Genomic DNA, 19,682 nt, shown 5'->3' with positions numbered 1-19,682 from the left:
AGGAGTCTGGACCGTGTCTCAGTTCCAGTGTGGCCGTTCACCCTCTCAGGCCGGCTACTGATCGTCGCCTTGGTGAGCCGTTACCTCACCAACTAGCTAATCAGACGCGAACTCATCCTGTACCTCTAAATCAATTTGACTTCCCGGCCATGCGGCCAGAAAGTGTTATCCGGTTTTAATCCCAGTTTCCCGAGGCTATTCCTGTGTACAGGGCAGATTGTTCACGCGTTACTCACCCGTCCGCCACTAAGCATATCCGAAAATATACTTCGTTCGACTTGCATGTGTTAGGCACGCCGCCAGCGTTCGTCCTGAGCCAGGATCAAACTCTCGTTTAATATTTCCTGCCGCAGTCTCATGCTCAAATTTTTCTGCTCCTTGCGTCGCAAAATTTGGCATTCGTTGCGATTGACCTACCATCGTTTTTCTCCCTTGCGGTCGAAAACCGGGTTAGGTCATACTCAAGATAACGCATAGCATTATCTGTCTTTTTTTACTTTTTGTTTTGTTTGTTCTTTTTTAGAACTCTCAAAGGTTTCTTATGCTGTTTTATTGTCTAAGTTCGTTGCTGTCAGTTTAGACAGCTTTAATAGTTTATCACTTTTGCTTTAACTTGTCAAGAACTTTTTTATTTCTTTTTTCTTGACTCGCCGCTTCCTGAGAAGACAGCTTTGATAGTTTACCACATCAGCTTTTCTTTGTCAAGAAGTTTTTTTACTTATTTGATTTTCAACTTGTTGCCGTCACCAGCAACTTTTATATTCTATCATTTCAGCAGCTGCTTGTCAAGATGTTTTTTCTCTTTTTTTCAATCCTGATTTTGCACTCGAAAGATAGTTTGCTCAGTCTACAGTATTTTATTCATATTGTCAACTGACAATTTTTTCTTTGCTGTCACTTAAGACAACTTTGTTATTCTACCACTTCCATATATGTTTGTCAACCCCAAACAACAATATGATTACTTGAAATATCAGGAAAATACGAAACATAAAAACAGAGCAGCAATGCTGCTCTGTTTAGTTCTATTATATATGCTATATGAAACTATTAGTCTATTGGTTTCATTGTCGGGAACAATATGATATCCCTTATTGTAGGCTGTCCTGTAATAAGCATTATGACTCTGTCAACACCTATTCCAAGTCCTCCTGTTGGAGGGAGGCCTACTTCTATGGCATTGATGAAGTCATTGTCCATCATGTGGGCTTCGTCGTCGCCTGCTTCTTTTTGTTTTACCTGTTCCTCAAATCTTTCTCTTTGATCTATAGGATCGTTCAACTCTGAAAATGCATTGGCAATTTCCCATGTGTTGGCAAAAGCTTCAAATCTGTCAGTAAGTCTTGGATCTTCAACATTTCTCTTAGCAAGAGGTGATATCTCAACAGGGTGATGAGTAACAAATGTTGGCTGCTGAAGGTGTTCTTCGCAAAACTCTTCGAACATTTCGCTTATAACATGTCCTCTTGTCATCAAAGGTTTGATTTCCAATCCTTTTTGTTTTGCAATTTCAATTGCTTCTTCATCTGTGTTTATAAGGTCAAAGTCAATGCCTGTATGTTCCTTAACCATATCCTGCATCTTTACTCTTCTCCAAGGAGGAGTGAAGTCCACTTCCTTGCCCTGGAACTCTAATTTAGTTGTTCCTCTGGCTTTCATGGCAACATATGCAACTATATTTTCAGTCAAGGTCATCATGTCGTTAAAGTCAGCATAGGGTTTGTATATTTCTATTGCAGTGTATTCAGGATTGTGGTTTGCATCCATGCCTTCGTTTCTGAACATTTTGCCCATTTCATAAACGCCGTCACCCAGTCCACCTACAACCAATCTTTTAAGGAAAAGCTCATTAGCAATACGCATGTACATATCTATATCCAAAGTGTTATGATGAGTTATGAACGGTCTTGCGTTTGCACCACCTGCTATTGGGCTTAAGATTGGAGTTTCAACTTCCAAATATCCTTCCCCGTCCAGGTATTCTCTTATTCCTCTGATTATTTTGTTACGCATTAAAAATACATCTTTAATTTCAGGATTAACTATTAAGTCAACATACCTCTGTCTGTATCTTAAGTCAGTATCCTTAAGTCCGTGGAACTTTTCAGGAAGAGTCTGAAGGGATTTTGACAACAACTTGATTTCTTCAGCTTTTACGGAGATTTCACCCATTTTAGTTTTGAAAACTTCGCCTTTAACACCTATGATGTCTCCTATATCATAAGTTTTCAGCCAGTCATACTCTTCTTCACCTATGGTCTCCTGTTTAGCAAACATCTGAATTCTTCCCATATGATCCTGGATATCATAGAAGCCTACTTTTCCCTGACCTCTTTTAGACATTATTCTTCCGGCTATTGAAACATGTTTGCCTTCCATCTCTTCGTAGTTGTCTTTAATATATTTTGTATTGGATGTTACTTCATATTTAGAAACCTTGTATGGATCTCTTCCTGCTTCAATAAGATCCTTTAACTTTCCAACCCTTACCTGCCTTAAATCTCCTGAATTTTGTTGTTCACTCAATTTTTAACACCACCTTATCTTTTGCTAAAGTTTTTTATTTAAACTGTTAGTATTTCATATTTTATCATGTCGCCGGCCGGAGATGCAACTTCGATTATATCACCTATTTTTTTCTCCAGCAGGGCTTTCCCCAAAGGCGAAACATTTGAAATTTTGCCCTTAAAAGGATCTGCTTCGGCGGAACCCACAATTGTGTATTCCATTGTTTCATCAAACTCAAGATCTTTTATTTGAACCTTTGAACCAATGCTTACTATTCCTTTTTGTTTTGTTGCCTTTATTACCTTGGCGCTTTTGATCATCTGCTCCAGCTTAGCAATTCGGGCTTCAACGTTTGCCTGTTCATTTTTTGCTTCATCATATTCGGCATTTTCGCTTATATCCCCAAAAGCTAAGGCAACCTTAATTTTTTCCGAAATTTCTTTTCTTTTTACCAGCTTTAAATCTTCAAGCTCGTTTTTTAATTCTTCCAATCCCTCTGCTGTAATCAAAGTTTCATTATTCTTCATAATATTGCTCCTTTTAATAATGTTGCTTGTTACAAAATTAATGCATTTTATTATACATATTATTTTCTGTTTGCTCAAAGATGTATAATTCATTCTATTATGAAATTGATATAATATGATAATTCGATGACAATTCTTTACTAATTAATTTAAACATTATAATCAAGTAACTTAACAATGTCAAGATATTTGTTAAATTATTGTATTAATCAATTGTTTCTAAATATTTGTTTAAAACATTATACAAATCTTCTGCATTTGTTATTTTGTTTATGCTGGCTCTGGTCTCCGAGGAATTTTTCATTCCTTTCATATACCAGGCAGCAAATTTACGCATTTCGAGTATTGCTATTTTCTCGTCCAGTTCACTTACCAGCATGGAAGCATGTCTTTTGATCATTTCTATTCTTTTAGTCAATGACGGTTCATAGAAATCGAAATTTCCCAAAAGAGCTTTTGCCGTATTCATTATGAGCCATGGATTGCCCAAGATTCCTCTTCCTATCATAACAGCGTCGCAATCAGTTTCGGAAATCATCTTCAAAGCATCCTGGGGAGAATAAATGTCACCATTGCCTACGACGGGTATATCTATGCTTTCTTTAACTTCCTTAATAATGCTGTAATCTGCCTTTCCGGTATAAAACTGCTCTCTTGTTCTGCCATGCACAGCAATCATGTCTGCTCCGTTATATTCCAAAACTTTTGCAAACTCTACTGCATTGATGTTTTTTGAATCCCACCCAGCCCTTATTTTAACTGTCACAGGCTTTGTAGAAGATTTCTTGACCTTGTTTATAATCTCTCCCGCTAATGATGGGTTTTTCATAAGCGCACTGCCGTCACCATTTTTTACTATTTTTGGTGCAGGGCAGCCCATGTTGATGTCAACAATGTCTATGTCATCTCTCTGGTTTATGTAGTTTTCCACTACATATGCCATTATGTCCGCATCACTTCCGAATATCTGAAGTGAGACAGGCCTGTTTTTCTGGTTTATTTTCATCAGCTGCGCAGTTTTTATGTCCTTGTAGTACAGTCCCTTGGCACTGACCATTTCTGTATACACAAGTCCGGCTCCCATTTCCTTGCATATGGTTCTGTAAGTAATGTCTGTAACTCCCGCCATAGGAGCCAGCAATACATTTGTATTCAATTGGATGTTGCCGACTTTAAGCATTTCTTTCATATATTATAATGGTTTCTCCTGGACTCAGTATTTCTTCATTTCCTTTTTCATCATCAACCACAAGGCATCCATCGTCGTCTATGTTTTTGGCATATACATTTCTCACGGATTTTTTTCCTCGCTTTACAGTCTTAATATTTCTGTTTACAATTGCTGAATTGATGATGCATGAATTGACGGCCATACCCACAGTGCCCATGCTTAAAAATTCATCGTAATGTCTTTCAACATTGTTCAGTATTTTCCCAATAAGCATTTCTCTGTGAACATCTGTGCCTGTTTCTATTTTTATAGATGTTGTTGATTTTTTTGTTTCTTCATTTATTTTATCTGTTTCACTCATGTCCAAGTTTGCATTTATGCACATGGAAATAATTATTCCTGTGGGTTCACTTGATTTTCCTGCAAAATCGCAGCATATGGAGGCAATTTTCATGTCCCTTACCAATATGTCATTGGGCCATTTAATTTTGCATTGTAAACCGCATGTTTCTGCAACACCTTCTAAGACAGATGAACATCCAACAATATCAAACTTGGATGTTATGAGATTTTTTCCAGAAGGCTTCAAAATTATACTCAGATAAATATTTTTGTCTTCCTGGCATATCCATTCGTTGCCGAATCTAAGGGTGCATTTCGACTGGTTTTCAGACAGCACAACAGTCCCGTCAGGGCATGTGTTGAAAATATTTTTTGCCTTGGCATAAGTTGATGCCAGACTATCATATTGAATAATAGTCTGACCAATTATTTTTGTATTCAAGTAGCTGTTAACACTGTTTAAATCGTACATTAAAATCTCCCATTCTCCCTGAATATATTACTCCAAAAAACGCTTTTCGTCAAGAAATGGATAATATATCATCAATTGCTGCAAGAAGCTCTTTAACGTCGTTTAATGTCAAATCAGCCATGTGTGCAATTCTGAATGTTTTTTCCTTAAGATTTCCGTAACCGTTGGATATTGCATAACCTCTTTTACCAAGCTCAGCATTAAGATCCTTCACGCTGATACCTCTGGTGTTCTTAACAGTGGTGAGAGTTACTGATGCATATTGTTCCTCAGGGAAAAGTTCAAAGTTTTTCTTAGCCCAGGCTCTTGTGTATTCTGCCATTTCAAGATGTCTATTAAATCTGTTTTCTAGCCCTTCCTCCATAATCCTGTTAAGCTGGTAGTCCAGGGCGAACATTGCTGAGAGATTTGGTGTTGAAGGATACTGGTAGTCCTTGTCTTTAACCGTATCATAAAGCTGGACAAGGTCAAAATAAAATCCTCTGTTTTTCACTGTTCTAGCTTTTTCAACAGCACGTTCTGAAATTGTGCATATTGCAAGTCCCGGAGGAAGACCAAGCGCTTTTTGAGATGACGTTATGCATATGTCTACTCCAAGTTTGTCAACCTCTATTTTTGTCCCTCCTGCAGAGCTAACTGTATCAAGGCAAAATATTACGTCCGGATATTTTCGTACAACATTGCTTATTTCCTCTACGGGATTCATAACGCCTGTTGATGTTTCATTGTGAGTTATTGTAATCAAGTCATAATTTCCTGTAGACAGCGCTTCTTCAACCATTTCTGGTGTAGTAACACTTCCCGGTTCAGACTTGAACAAATCTGCTTCTATACCGTTTGAAATTGCCATCTCATGCCATCTGTCTCCAAATGAACCAATTGAAAACACAGCTGCTCTTTTTTTAGTACAGCATCTTACTGCCCCTTCCATTAATCCGCTGCCTGAAGATGTAGAAAGCAATACTTCATTTTCGGTGTAAAAAAGTTTCTTCAATTTATCGGATATGTCTTTCTGAAGCTTTGAAGCATCCTTGCTTCTGTGTCCAATCATGGGTGTGGACATTTTTTGAAGAACGTCTTCACTAACTTCAATTGGTCCCGGAATAAATAATTTCTTATGCATATAAACCTCCATATTATAAAATAGATATATTCGAAAACAATACCATTTTTCCTCGTTTAATATTAATACGGGAAGGAACTTACTATGTAAAAAAGCTCCCATCTCAGCTGAGATGAGAGTTGTAAGCTCTCTGAAAATATTTGTATGAAGTATATATCATTATAATATGTGTGTCAAGATTTATTGAAATATTATTAATTACTATTTATTCAGCTGCTTATATTTTTTAACATAGTGTTTAATTTCATCTTCATGACAATAAACATAATGTCCGGGTGCTATTTGATTTAGTTTAACTTTTGTTTCATCATCATAAGTATGATACTTTTTATCGTAGTATATTCTATGTCTGCTGCGTTCATCGTCTGGATATGGAGTAGGCATTGCTGACAGCAAAGATTCTGTATAAGGGTGCAGAGGCATGCGGTATAATTCATCAGATGGCGCCAATTCCAATATTCTTCCGGCATTCATAACTGCTATTCTGTCACTTATATATTTTACCATTGACAAATCATGAGCAATGAATAAATACGTCAAGTCTCTGCTTTTTTTCAGGCTTTTCAACAAATTTACAACCTGTGCCTGAATTGAAACATCCAGTGCTGAAATTGCTTCATCGGCAATGATAAAATCAGGCTTTACAGCAAGGGCTCTTGCAATGCCAACACGCTGGCACTGACCCCCTGAAAATTCTTTAGGATAGCGAAAAGCATAGTCTTTGCTTAATCCTACAACCTCCAATAGCTCATAAACTCTTTCTGTTCTCTCTTTTCTTGAATTAGTCATTTTATGAACATCCAGGGCACCCCCAATAATATCCATTACTGATATCTTGGGATTAAGTGAGGCGTATGGGTCTTGAAAGATCATCTGCATTGATTTTCTGAACTTAAGAGTTTCTTTTCTGCCGTCTATCTTTGTTATATCTTTACCATCAAATATAATACTTCCCGATGTAATATCGCTGAGCTTTAAAATTGCCCTTCCAGTAGTTGACTTACCGCTGCCAGATTCTCCAACTAATCCAAGTGTCTCTCCTTTATATATATCAAAAGAAATATTATTTATTGCTCGTACTTCATTTTTCTTTCCTTCATTATAATATTGATTAAGGTTGCGGACACTTAATATTACATTTTTGTTTTGTACTAATCCCATATCAGATAACCTCCTTCATTTTAAGATTAAGAAATTTTTCTCTTCTTCTCATTACTTCTATTGGTGGAGTAACTTTTGGTGCATTGGGGTGAAGGAGCCATGTAGCAGCATAATGTGTATCTGAAACTTTAAACATTTCGGGTTCTTCTTCAAAATCAATTTCTAAAGCATATTCATTTCTTGGAGCAAACGGATCACCCTTAGGAACACAGAGCAAATTAGGCGGAGAACCATTGATATTATACAAATCATGACCTTCTATATCAGCTGATGGCATTGAAGCTAACAACCCCCATGTATATGGGTGTTGAGGATTGTAAAATATTTCATCAACAGTGCCTATTTCTACGATTTTTCCTGCATACATTACAGCCACACGGTCTGCCATCTGTGCTACTACCCCTAAATCATGAGTGATAAACAATATGGAAGTGTTTAATTTATCTTTAAGTTCATTCATTAAATCCAGTATCTGCGCCTGTATTGTAACATCTAATGCTGTAGTAGGTTCATCTGCTATGATTATTTTTGGATGACATGCCAATGCCATAGCTATCATAACTCTTTGTCTCATTCCGCCTGAAAATTGATGCGGATACAAATTGCTGCTTTTTTCAGGATTTTTGATACCTACCATATCCAAAAGCTCCACAGCACGTTTTATTGCATTCTCTTTATTTTCATGTTGATGAACAATTATAGATTCAGCAATTTGTCTGCCTATTTTCATTGTTGGATTCAATGAAGTCATAGGATCCTGAAATATCATTGCAATATCTTTTCCACGAATTCCCTGCATTTCTTTTTCAGAAATTTTCAATAAGTCTTTATCTTCAAAAATAATTTCACCGCTTTTAATAAATGTGTTCTTCTTTGGTAAAATTCTATTTATTGCTTTAGTAGATACAGATTTGCCTGAACCCGATTCACCGACAATAGCTAATGTTTCCCCTTTATGCAAATCAAAGGTTACGCCTCTTACCGCACTGACTTCACCTTCAAATGTTTTAAAAGAAATTGCTAAATCTTTAACTTCTAAAATTTTGCTTTCTTCCATTTATCTCACCTCAATTTATTTCATTTCTTAACCTTGAATAACCAATATGTTATCTGTTTTCATTAATTAAGAAACAGAGAGATATCTCCCTGTTTCTGAATATTTACCGATTACTGAGCTCCGTTTAAATTCCAGTTTTGAATATCAGCAAGGGATCCTGACCAATATGATGTAATTCCACCGTTTAAAATTTTATTTTTTGCAGCAATCTGGTAATCAGAATACAATCCTAAAATAAATGTGTTGTCCTGCATATATTGCTGAAATTCGTCATAAACAGCTTTACGTTCTTCAAAGCTTGTCAAGGAAGTTCCTTTTTCTATGAGTTCATCTAAATGTGCATCATTAATTTGACCAAAATTCATAGAACCAGTAGATGCATAATAAGTTGACATATCAGGTTCTACAGTATATCCAAAGCCCATAAGACACATGTCAAAGTCATGAGTTTTTACCGTTGCCATAACTGTCGGGAAATCAAGTGTTGTTTGAGTAACTTTAAGACCTATGGCTTCTAAGTCTTGTTCAATCAAGTTTGCTGATTGTTCACGCACCTTATTTCCTATAGGTACTATTAATTTGATTTCCTGAGATGTATCGAATCCGGATTCTGCAAGCAGCTCCTTTGCCTTTTCAGGATTGTATTCAATTGGCTTTAAGTCTTCATTCATATATGGGCTTGCTAATGCATAAACACTGGAAAGCACTTCACCTTCCCCTTTTAACAGGTTGTCTACAATAAGCTGGCGATTTATTCCATAAGCTAGTGCCTGACGTAATTTTTGATTATATTTTGTATTGTTTATCAACATAAACTGAGAGTTAAATCCAGGATTTGCATCAACCTGAATGTTTGGATCATTACGCAATATATCCAAGTCCTGAACAGGCACCACACCAATACCGCCACCGGCTGCCATGTGAATTCCTCCTGATTGGAACTCCGTAACAAGGTTTGTACCGTTCATGATTTTTATAAATACTTTTTTCAATTCAGGTTCTCCCTTGTAATAATCAGGGTTTGCTGCAAGTTCTACATAAGAACCGTTTTGATATTGAACAAATGTATATGGCCCGCTTGTTACAGTAGGATTATTACAGGCATCTGAATTTCCATATTCTTTTGCCGGAATACTTTCCACTATGTGTTTTGGCAGCATCATTAATTCAAAGCCTAAAAATTCCTTAATGTACGCCGGATCAACTGGATTCTTAGTTTTAAGTGTCACTGTTTTATCATCAACTGCCACTAAATCAGGTATTTCTGTCAAGCCTTCCTCTAGCTTTCCGGCTGCAGTTGTACCTTCCAGCATAGCAATGTTTGTCCCTCTTGCTGTTTCAACCTCAGGATTTGCTATATAGTTCAATGTAAATACTACATCATCAGCAGTAACTGGTGTGCCATCGCTCCAAACTGCCTTCTCGTTCAATTTGATGGTGAAATTTTGATCATCTTCTGTTTCAAAGCTGTCTGCAAGTCCGGGTTCAAATGTAGTTGTTGTAGGCATTGTCAAAAGCGAATCATACATGAATCTTTGCACCCATCTGCCTGCAATATCAGCTGTATTTATTACGTTGAAACTAGCCGGTGCATTAGTCATGCCAATATAAAGAATATCTGATGAAGCACTGCTTTCATTTGAAGTTTCGTTTCCTGCAGCTGAATTAACAGTTTTGTCAGTTGCCTCGCCGCTGCTGCAAGCTGTAAAAATTAGCATTAGTGCTAACATTAAAGCTAATAAAGATTTTTTTGTCGTTACATTTTTTTTCATCTTAGTCCTCCAAGTAATAAAATTTTATAATTAATTGATTACACAATTCCATACCATGATGGAAATTTGAATCCAATTACATTAACGCAAATAGTAAGTATTTACTTTGTTTCTCCTTCAACCGCATCTCTTAAACCATCACCTATGAAGTTTACAACAAGTACTGCAGCCAATATTATTATACCGGCTGGTACCCATCTCCAAGGCTGCATGGATAAAACTGTTAAAGATTGGGCGTTAGCCAGCATGTTTCCCCAACTTGCAGCAGGAGGGCGAACTCCCATGCCTAGAAAGCTCAATGAAGCTTCTGTTAAAATTGCATTTGCAATACCAAATGTTGCATTTACAAGAATGATTGATAAAACATTGGGCAATATTTGTTTAAAGAGTATAGAAGATGTGGAATATCCTGTAGCTTTAGCAGCTGAAATAAAATCTATGGTCTTAATGTAAAGCACCTGCCCTCTGATTAATCTGCAAAGTGGCGGCCATCCTAAAAAACCAAGCACAAAGGTTACTGTCCATATACTCGGTCCTATTAAACTCACCAAAACAAGGATTACCATAAAATATGGATACGACATGAATACTTCTGTAATACGCATTATTGCTGCATCAGTAATTCCTCCGAAATAACCTGAAATCAATCCCAACGTAGTGCCAATTACTACATATATGGCAACAGACCCCATACTGACAATCAATGAAACCCTGGCACCGTATATTAACCTGCTTAAAACATCACGTCCAATTTCATCTGTGCCAAGACGAAATTCTCTGTCTGGTGCTGCTTCAAAGTTTCCTACAGTCTTGTTTGGCGGATATGGAGATATTACAGGAGCTAGTACAGCAGCCAATATAAGAAGTATAAAAAGAATCAAACTTAACATGGCAACTTTATTTTTAGCAAATCTTCCAGCAATTGTTTTAAAGTAGCTTCCTTCTTTATTTGCATTTATATTTTCAATCACTTCATATCCATGATTGTTTGCAAGATCAGCAAACCTTAATTTTGAACTAATTTCCATTTTATCCTCTCCTTCACATATTTTTACTTAACTAAACTTAATTCTAGGGTCGACTACTGCATACATAATATCAACAAGTATGTTAGCAACTAATACAGCTACTGCCGAAATCATTGTAATAGCCATTAATACAGGGTAATCTCTCGAATTTATAGATGCTACCATCAAGGACCCAATCCCAGGCCACTGAAAAATTTGTTCAGTTACAATGGCTCCGCCTACAATTTTAGGTATATCAGCACCTATTACTGTTATAATTGGAATAAGAGCATTTCTTACTCCATGATCCTTTAAAATCTGCATAGGCTTCAATCCTTTTGCAACAGCAGTACGCATATAATTTTCATTGTAAACATCTATCATGCTTGAGCGGGCATAGCGTATCATATTGGCGGCAAACTGCGTTGCTAATACTATTACCGGTAAAATCAAATGTCTAAGTTTGTCTGCAATTCCTCCATCCACACCCAGAAGCTTCGTTCCTCCTGTAGGCAGCCATTTTAACTGTACTGCAAAGACATATATCAATCCAAGCCCAAGGAAAAAACTTGGCAGTGAAATTCCCGTAAATGACAAACCCGTTACAACATAATCAACAATTGAATTTTGTTTTTTTGCACTTAATATACCTAAGGGTATAGCTAATGCATATGCCACAACAAGTGATATGGACATGAGCAAAAGTGTTGGACCTACTCTTTGAGACAAAATTGTAGATACAGGAATTCTGCTTGAAAATGAAAATCCTAAATTGCCTCTCATTATGTTTGTCACCCATTTTGCATATTGCACTATGAGTGGGTCATTTAATCCTAAAGCTTCCTTAGTCGCTTGTATTTGTTCAACTGTCATATCAGGCGAAACATACATGTCGACTGGATTGCCGGGAGCCAAGTTAACAATCAAGAATGCTCCAATTGAAATCATAAATAAAACAGGTATAAAAATCAGAATTCTTTTAATAATATATTTTTTCATTAAACCACCTTCCTTATAAGAGATAATATTCAGCCAGAGCCAGAAATGATTTTCCGCTGTATATCATCGATTTTTCATCAATTTTGAATTTTGGATGGTGATGAGGAAAATTAGCATTAATATCATCATTTCCTGCTCCAACATAAAAGAATGATCCTGGTTTTTCTTGAAGATAATATGCAAAGTCTTCACCACCCATTGTAACAGTAAGTTCAGACACTTCTTTTTCACCAAATTTGGAAGCAAGAATATTTTTAAGACGTTCCGTAACTTCCAAAGTGTTCTCAACTGATGGATAACCACGGCGATATTCTATTTCTGCTTTTCCTCCAAAGGAATTAATAATTGAATTGCCCATTTTTTTAATCTGTTCTTCCATTAAGTCACGTACTTCTGAATTCAAGGTACGAACTGTACCATTTAAATATGCATTGTCAGCAATGATGTTGTCTGCTGCTCCACCTGCCTGGAATCCTGCAAATGTAAGAACAGCAGGTTTAAGAGGGTCTATGTAGCGGCTTACCAGAGATTGCAGCTGTGTAACTACATTGGCACCTATTACAACAGGATCTATAGCCGTGTGAGGCATTGCTCCATGTCCTCCTTTACCTTGTATTTTTATGTTGAATGTATCAGAGCAGGCAGATCCAAAATGACTGAAATATCCTATTTTACCAACTTCAACATTAGACATGACGTGAAGACCAAACACATAATCCACTCCGTCAAGACACCCATCCTTTACCATGCTTTCGGCTCCCCCCGGAGGGCATTCTTCAGACGGCTGAAACAACAACACTAAATTACCCTTTAATTCATGTCTGTTGTTTTGAAGCACTTTAGCCACGCTTAGAAGAGTTGCTGCATGTGCATCATGGCCGCACGCATGCATTATCCCCGGATTTTTTGAACTGAACATAACATCTGCTTCTTCCTGAAGCCTCAATGCATCAATATCGGCCCGAAATGCTATTGTGGGACCTGGTTTTGAACCCTTAATTTTAGCAACTATGCCATATCCATTTCCAACATTTGTTCTGATTTCATCTATTTTAAATTCTTTTAACTTGCTGACAATAAATTCAGCAGTCTTCTTTTCTTCAAAAGAAGGTTCCGGATATTCATGAATGTGCCTCCTCCATTGAACTGTTTCTCCATAATTCATTTCTAACTCATCCACCCATTTCTTGTATCCCATTTTTAAACTCCTCAATGATTATTTTAAAATCATAAATAAAGAAAAGCGCCATAGGTTGTTTATTTTACCCATAGCGCCTTTGCTATTTATTTGATTATTAATATTTATTTATTGCACAGCATTTGAATTATTTAAAGAAATTAAGCTTAATAAAATTTAAGGCACTATAGGTATGTTTCATTTTACCTATAGCGCCTTTGCTATTCATATTTTATTATTTTTATTTACATGATTATAGTAAGTAATTAATCCAATGTCAAGTTTTTTATTTAAAAAATTATAGATTCATATCCATTAATTCAAAATTAAAATTGTTTCATTAATTTAACATTTTAGATATTGACATTTCAAAAGTACGAGTGTATTATGTGACTATGATACTAATACAGTAAGGCGGTGCAAAAATGGAATTTAACAACAACATTCCAATATACTTGCAGGTAATAGAAAAAATAAAACAGGATATTGTTACAGGAAGGCTTAAGGCAGGTGACAAAATGCTGTCATCAAGAGAGTATTCAACAATGCTTGGAATAAATTTCAACACAGTGGCAAGAGTTTATAAGGAGATGGAAATGGAAGAAATTTTGTTTACAAAAAGAGGTCTGGGAACATTCATAACAGAGTCACCGGAACGAGTAAAAAGTTTAAGATATGAAATGGCTAAAAAGCAAATTGACGATTTTATAAGGGGAATGGAACAAATAGGCTTCACAAGGGAAGACATGATTAAATTTATAGCTGAAAATAAATAAAGGGGTAATAAATAATGAATGAAAATGAAATTTTAAGAATTGAAAATCTTACTAAAAAGTATTACAACAAGACAGCTTTAGTAGATGTGAACCTGTCAGTTGAAAAAGGAAAAATTTACGGGCTTCTGGGTCCTAACGGAAGCGGAAAAACAACACTCATGAAAGTAATTGCACAGCTTCACAAGCAATCAAGCGGCCAGGTGCTCATAAACGGAAACCCTCTGTCTTATGAATCAAAAGCAAGCATATCATACATGCCCACAGAAAATTTCCTGTATGATTCTTTTAAGGTAAAACATGCTGTAAAGTTTTATGCCGACATGTACAAAGACTTCAGAGAAGACTACGCAATGAACATTTTGGAAGAAATAAAGGTGGATCCGGAATTCAGAATTGCAAAGCTGTCCTCAGGTCTTAACGGAAAGCTTAAGGTTGCACTTGCACTTTCAAGAAATACTGATTTGTATATGCTTGATGAACCACTAAACGGTGTGGACGTTTTGTCAAGAGACACCATAATGGATCTCATAACAAAGAGCTACGATGAAACAAAGACATTTATAATATCCACTCACCTTGTGAGTGAAATAGAAAAAATACTTGATTCCGTAATATTTTTAAAAGACGGCAGGGTGGAACTTTTCGGTGATGCTGAAGAATTGAGGCTTTCAAAAGGAACATCTGTTGAAGGATTGTACAAGGAGGTTTACAAAAATGTTTAATCTTTTAAAATATGAATTCATTAAAAAATATAAACTAATATCAATAACATTGATTTCGGCTTTGGTTTTAAACCTGTATCTTCTCACCAGGGGAATTGCAGGAAGCTCTTCATTTCTGCTTTTATTCCCGTTGGTTCTTTCTGTGTTGTATGTAAGCGACGTTATAAGAACCTACAGCGATGACCTGAATAAAAAATCCGGCTACATGCTTTTCATGACTCCAAACAGCGGATACAAAATAATCATGTCAAAGCTGGCGGCGGCTGTTATTGAAGGCATAGGAATGCTGTTCATATACTTTTTGTTCATCCTTATAAACGGCGCATTCATAATTTACCAGACCAGACGTTATGTAGACATCAATGAAGTGATGAATGACATTAACACCCTCTTGTCAGGAAACATAGGCATAAACCTTGGCCATGTGTTTGTATTCCTGTTTGCGGTGCTTGTGTTTGTAATAGGCTTCATAGTAACCGTATACACTGCAATGACCATCAGAAAAAGCATTTTTTCAGAAATTAAGTTCGGGGGATTTTTAAGCTTCATCATATTCATCGGTTTAAACTGGGCTCTTACTTATGTATCAGGAGAATTTTACTCCATTGTATCGCCGGAGTACAACTCATTTGTAAATGTGACCACAGTTTCGGCTTCAGAACTTCTGGTAATAATGTTTCCTGTAATTGCAGTTTCAATCATCCAAAGCATAATACTCACATTGTGCTCAGGATACCTTCTTGAAAAGAAAATAAATTTATAAAAAAGGGTGGAAATAATGAAAAAAATAGCTGTATTGCTAATATCTGCATCCCTTATTCTGGCTGCCGGATGCACTTCAAATTTTAAAGTAAATGAAGAGGCCGTAAAAGAAGTATCCGACAAAATAACAAAGACAATCATAAACTCCGTGGGAGAAGAAAAAGCAGAAAAAACCGAAACACTCACATTTGACGGCACAGGGCTTAATAAAATTAACATAGACAGCTCAGTCGGAGATATAACTATAAAATCTCATGAGTCACAGGAAGCAATAGTGAATATAACTATAACAGCAAAATCAGGATCAAAGGACAAAGCTCAAAAACTTCTTGAAAGCTACACATACACCCAGGAAAAAACTCAGTATTCAATAGATATCAACACTTCAACAGATGGAATTGATTTTATAGATGGAAATTACATTGAAACAAGCATGGAGATTTTTCTTCCTTCAAACATCGAAAACACAGAAATAGCCCTGAATGTAGGAGACATTGACATTGACGGCATAAACGGAAGTTTTGATATCTATTCAAATGTGGGAAAAATAAGCATTCAAAATGGTGAAGGATTCTGTGATTTGAAAGCAGACGTTGGTGACATAGTTCTTTCCGGCTTCTCAGCAGCAAAAAGCTCTGAGTTCTCAGTCAACACAGGTGACATAGAACTTAACTTTACAGATATTTCTAAGGCAGACAAAATAGTTGCCGAAGCACAGGTAGGGACAATTGATGTGACAATACCTGAGAACACAGGCTACCAGGCAACTATAGAGGAATTCATGGAAGGTAAAAGAACATTGTCTGAAGGTGACGGAAAAACAGAAATAAATCTTAAAACAAATGTAGGCGATATAGAATTCAATTAACATGTGCTGTTTGCTGCTATGCAGTAAACAGCTATTTTATTTTACATGTTTTGTTCATGCCAATCTGTGGTATATTATATATGCCTTTCTAAAATAAATATTTTATTGTATAATTTATTAAGTATTTACATAATTTTCATATAACTAATGTTAAAATACATTACAATAAAATCATCAAGGAGTGTAATTATGACTGAAAATGACTTGCCCGTTTATTTGTTCCACCAGGGAACAAACCATTATTCATATAAATTTCTTGGCTCACACATTGAAGAGTCCGGAGTCGTTTTCAGAGTTTGGGCTCCAAATGCTAAATCTGTGCATGTTGTGGGAAACTTCAACAGCTGGTCCAGAGACAAAATCTATGAAATGAAACGTATTTCCATGGGAGGAATATGGGAACTTTTTACTCATGGAATATGTGAAGGTGAACTTTACAAATACCTCATTGCTGATGCTGACGGAAATGATCTTTACAAATCAGACCCCTATGCATTTTCTGCCCAGACTATGGACAAAACAGCCTCCATAGTCCACAGACTTGACAATTACAGATGGCAGGACAAAAATTGGCAGGAATATAAAAAGGAATTAAACATATACCAAGTGCCTCTTAACATTTATGAAGTTAACCTGTCATCCTGGAAAAGACGTGCAGACGGAAGCCTCTACACTTATGAAGAAATTTCCCCAATGCTTATAAAACACGCCAAGGAACACGGATTCACACACATTGAGCTTATGCCTGTCATGGAACATCCATTTGATGGATCATGGGGTTATCAGGTCTCAGGCTACTACGCCCCGACAAGAAGGTTCGGCGAACCTGACGGGCTTAAATTTTTAATAGACCAATGTCACCTTCACGGATTAGGTGTAATCCTTGACTGGGTTCCTGCACACTTTCCGAAAGATGCCCATGGGTTGTACAAATTTGACGGAAGCTTCCTCTATGAATACGATGATGTACAAAAAAGAGAAAACATAAGCTGGGGAACACACAAATTCAACTACAAGAAATCAGAAGTAGTATCATTTCTCATTTCAAATGCTGTTTTCTGGCTTGAGGAATACCATGCAGACGGTCTGAGGGTTGATGCCGTAAGTTCCATGCTATATCTTGACTACGACAAGAAGCAGGGTGAATGGACTCCAAATATTTACGGCGGAAATGAGAATATTGATGCAATGGAGTTTTTAAAGAATCTAAACAAGACCGTATTCAATCTTCATCCAAGTACCATGATGATTGCCGAGGAATCAACAGCATGGCCAATGGTTACAAAGCCGGTATACCTGGGAGGATTGGGCTTTAACTTCAAGTGGAACATGGGCTGGATGAATGACATGCTTGAATACATAAAAACAGACCCTTTTTACAGAAAATACAAGCACAAGAACATTACATTTTCACTGCATTATGCATTCAGCGAAAACTACATACTTCCTTTGTCTCACGATGAAGTAGTCCACGGGAAAAAGTCAATCCTGGACAAAATGCCTGGAACCTATGAGGAAAAATTTGCAGGAGTGAGGGCACTTCTTGGATACATGACAGCTCACCCGGGTAAGAAACTGAACTTCATGGGATATGAAGTGGGACAGTTTACAGAATGGAACTTTGAAAAAGAAATTGAATGGTTTCTCACGGATTATGAATATCACAGAAAACTGAACATATATATTAAGGATTTGAATGAATTTTATTTAAACTGTTCCCAGCTTTGGGAAATTGACTATTCATGGGAAGGGTTCAAGTGGATTTCCAACGATGACTATGAACAAAATATAATAGCATTCAAACGAATAAATAAAAACAAGGAAGAACTTATAACTGTAGTTAATTTTTCACCTGTTGAAAGACATGACTACTCCATCGGAGCAGATAAGGGAATTTACACTGAAATATTTAACTCCAATGCTGAAAAATATGGCGGAACAGGAACAGGAAACTTTGAAAAAATTGTTTCCCAGGCAGGCAAACTTCACGGATATGATTCTCAAATATCCCTGACTGTGCCGCCCCTGTCGGTAATTTTCCTTAAAATGGATGAAAAGTTCAAGGTTAACGAAATGGGAGGTAACATATATGAAATTAGCTAAAAAAGAATGTGTGGTAATGCTTCTTGCCGGCGGGCAGGGAAGCAGGCTGGGGGCCCTCACAACAAAAATAGCAAAGCCCTCTGTGCCCTTTGGAGGCAAGTACAGAATCATTGATTTTGCTCTTTCCAACTGTGTAAATTCAGGACTGGACACCATAGGTGTGCTCACTCAGTACCAGCCGCTGATATTAAATTCATATATAGGAGACGGAAAGTCATGGGACCTGGACAGAATGCACGGCGGAATACAAATTCTTCCTCCATATCAGAGAGTGGGAGATTCTGAATGGTACCTGGGAACAGCAAATTCAATTTATCAAAACATAGATTTTATCGATCAGTATGATCCGGAATATGTTCTTGTCTTGTCGGGAGACCACATTTACAAAATGGATTATTCACAAATGATAAAATACCACAAGGAAAAAAATGCCGACTGCACCATATCTGTAATCAATGTCAGTCAAAAGGAAGCATCCCGTTTTGGAATTCTAAGCTCTGATGAAGACGGAAGAATAACAGATTTTGAAGAAAAACCAAAAAGGCCAAAAAGCACCCTTGCTTCCATGGGCATTTATGTATTTTCATGGAATAAATTAAAGAAATATCTCGAGCTTGACAATTCAAACCCTGAATCTTCCAAAGATTTCGGCAAGGATGTAATACCTGCAATGCTGAAATCAGAAGAAAAGATGTACTCCTATGAATTCAAGGGATACTGGAAAGATGTAGGAACAATTGATTCCCTATGGGAAGCAAACATGGATTTGTTGGGACACGATGGTTTTGACCTGTACGGAGACTGGGTCATATATTCAAGACATGAGGAAAGGCCTCCTCAATACATAAGCAGTTCAGCTGAAGTAAAAAACTCCATAGTTTCCGAAGGAGCAGTAATACTTGGGAAAGTTGAAAACTCCATAATATTTTCAGGTGTTAAAGTAAATGAAAATGCTGTGGTAAAAGATTCAATCGTAATGGCTGATGTTGAAATAAAGGAAAATTCCCAAGTAAACTATTCAATAATAGATGAAATGGTGAAAATCGGTCCTGGCTTAAAAATAGGGACTCCAAAAGATCAAAAATCAGAAATAACTGTGATACCACGCGACAGCGTTATAAATAACATGTAAGGA

At 36.7% G+C, this 19,682-nt stretch carries 17 protein-coding genes and 1 rRNA gene; 6 read left to right on the top strand and 12 right to left on the bottom strand.

Translation table 11 applies throughout. From position 1 onward, the window contains the following. The 12 genes from LY60_RS15580 to LY60_RS15525 form a co-directional block, all read right to left on the bottom strand. A 16S ribosomal RNA gene (locus LY60_RS15580) occupies positions 1 to 338 on the bottom strand; the annotation flags it as partial. Between the two features lie 712 nt (positions 339 to 1,050). After that, complete coding sequence (gene lysS / locus LY60_RS15575) at positions 1,051 to 2,526, bottom strand: lysine--tRNA ligase (protein WP_145085993.1); 1,476 nt, start codon at positions 2,524 to 2,526, stop codon at positions 1,051 to 1,053. A 38-nt stretch (positions 2,527 to 2,564) separates the two neighbouring features. Further along, the gene (gene greA, locus LY60_RS15570; RefSeq protein ID WP_040581996.1) at positions 2,565 to 3,038 is read right to left on the bottom strand and encodes a transcription elongation factor GreA; all 474 of its coding nucleotides are present in this window, start codon (positions 3,036 to 3,038) and stop codon (positions 2,565 to 2,567) included. A 202-nt stretch (positions 3,039 to 3,240) separates the two neighbouring features. Continuing rightward, a complete protein-coding gene (dusB, locus tag LY60_RS15565; protein ID WP_246145524.1) occupies positions 3,241 to 4,224 on the bottom strand; it encodes a tRNA dihydrouridine synthase DusB in 984 nt (327 codons plus the stop codon). Continuing rightward, positions 4,208 to 5,020 (bottom strand): biotin--[acetyl-CoA-carboxylase] ligase, encoded by an 813-nt coding sequence (locus LY60_RS15560; protein WP_145085991.1) that lies wholly within the window; start codon positions 5,018 to 5,020, stop codon positions 4,208 to 4,210. The genes dusB and LY60_RS15560 overlap by 17 nt, the downstream gene beginning before the upstream one ends. Positions 5,021 to 5,069: 49 nt before the next feature. Beyond that, the gene (locus LY60_RS15555) at positions 5,070 to 6,143 is read right to left on the bottom strand and encodes a pyridoxal-phosphate-dependent aminotransferase family protein (protein WP_145085988.1); all 1,074 of its coding nucleotides are present in this window, start codon (positions 6,141 to 6,143) and stop codon (positions 5,070 to 5,072) included. A 201-nt stretch (positions 6,144 to 6,344) separates the two neighbouring features. Continuing rightward, complete coding sequence (locus LY60_RS15550) at positions 6,345 to 7,304, bottom strand: ABC transporter ATP-binding protein (RefSeq protein ID WP_145085985.1); 960 nt, start codon at positions 7,302 to 7,304, stop codon at positions 6,345 to 6,347. 1 nt (position 7,305) lies between these two features. Further along, complete coding sequence (locus tag LY60_RS15545) at positions 7,306 to 8,361, bottom strand: ABC transporter ATP-binding protein (RefSeq protein ID WP_145085982.1); 1,056 nt, start codon at positions 8,359 to 8,361, stop codon at positions 7,306 to 7,308. A gap of 110 nt (positions 8,362 to 8,471) precedes the next feature. Next, a complete protein-coding gene (locus LY60_RS15540; RefSeq protein WP_145085979.1) occupies positions 8,472 to 10,133 on the bottom strand; it encodes an ABC transporter substrate-binding protein in 1,662 nt (553 codons plus the stop codon). A gap of 101 nt (positions 10,134 to 10,234) precedes the next feature. Then, on the bottom strand, positions 10,235 to 11,161 hold the full coding sequence (locus tag LY60_RS15535) for an ABC transporter permease (protein WP_145085976.1): 927 nt from the start codon (positions 11,159 to 11,161) through the stop codon (positions 10,235 to 10,237). Between the two features lie 27 nt (positions 11,162 to 11,188). Further along, positions 11,189 to 12,139, bottom strand: a complete 951-nt coding sequence (locus LY60_RS15530; RefSeq protein WP_145085973.1) for an ABC transporter permease — start codon at positions 12,137 to 12,139, stop codon at positions 11,189 to 11,191. A gap of 13 nt (positions 12,140 to 12,152) precedes the next feature. Further along, positions 12,153 to 13,337 (bottom strand): amidohydrolase, encoded by a 1,185-nt coding sequence (locus LY60_RS15525; protein WP_145085970.1) that lies wholly within the window; start codon positions 13,335 to 13,337, stop codon positions 12,153 to 12,155. Positions 13,338 to 13,741: 404 nt separating this feature from the next. Between LY60_RS15525 and LY60_RS15520 the strand changes: the two genes are divergently transcribed. From LY60_RS15520 to LY60_RS15495, 6 genes are all read left to right on the top strand, one after another. Continuing rightward, complete coding sequence (locus LY60_RS15520) at positions 13,742 to 14,092, top strand: GntR family transcriptional regulator (RefSeq protein ID WP_145085966.1); 351 nt, start codon at positions 13,742 to 13,744, stop codon at positions 14,090 to 14,092. A 14-nt stretch (positions 14,093 to 14,106) separates the two neighbouring features. Beyond that, positions 14,107 to 14,814 carry an ABC transporter ATP-binding protein gene (locus tag LY60_RS15515; RefSeq protein ID WP_145085963.1) on the top strand — a complete coding sequence of 236 codons (708 nt, stop codon included), beginning with the start codon at positions 14,107 to 14,109 and terminating at the stop codon, positions 14,812 to 14,814. Continuing rightward, on the top strand, positions 14,807 to 15,577 hold the full coding sequence (locus LY60_RS15510) for a hypothetical protein (RefSeq protein ID WP_145085960.1): 771 nt from the start codon (positions 14,807 to 14,809) through the stop codon (positions 15,575 to 15,577). The genes LY60_RS15515 and LY60_RS15510 overlap by 8 nt, the downstream gene beginning before the upstream one ends. A gap of 15 nt (positions 15,578 to 15,592) precedes the next feature. After that, the gene (locus LY60_RS15505) at positions 15,593 to 16,444 is read left to right on the top strand and encodes a DUF4097 family beta strand repeat-containing protein (RefSeq protein WP_145085957.1); all 852 of its coding nucleotides are present in this window, start codon (positions 15,593 to 15,595) and stop codon (positions 16,442 to 16,444) included. Positions 16,445 to 16,633: 189 nt separating this feature from the next. Further along, the gene (gene glgB / locus LY60_RS15500; RefSeq protein WP_145085954.1) at positions 16,634 to 18,547 is read left to right on the top strand and encodes a 1,4-alpha-glucan branching protein GlgB; all 1,914 of its coding nucleotides are present in this window, start codon (positions 16,634 to 16,636) and stop codon (positions 18,545 to 18,547) included. Then, the gene (locus LY60_RS15495; RefSeq protein ID WP_145085951.1) at positions 18,534 to 19,679 is read left to right on the top strand and encodes a glucose-1-phosphate adenylyltransferase; all 1,146 of its coding nucleotides are present in this window, start codon (positions 18,534 to 18,536) and stop codon (positions 19,677 to 19,679) included. Before glgB ends, LY60_RS15495 begins: the two co-directional genes overlap by 14 nt. Positions 19,680 to 19,682: the final 3 nt, after the last annotated feature.

Origin of the sequence: Sedimentibacter saalensis (assembly GCF_007830175.1) — a bacterium.
Classification (GTDB): Bacteria; Bacillota; Clostridia; order Tissierellales; family Sedimentibacteraceae; genus Sedimentibacter; species Sedimentibacter saalensis.
The sequence above is the reverse complement of the archived record's forward strand: the minus strand, read 5'-3'. Positions and strand labels throughout refer to the sequence as shown.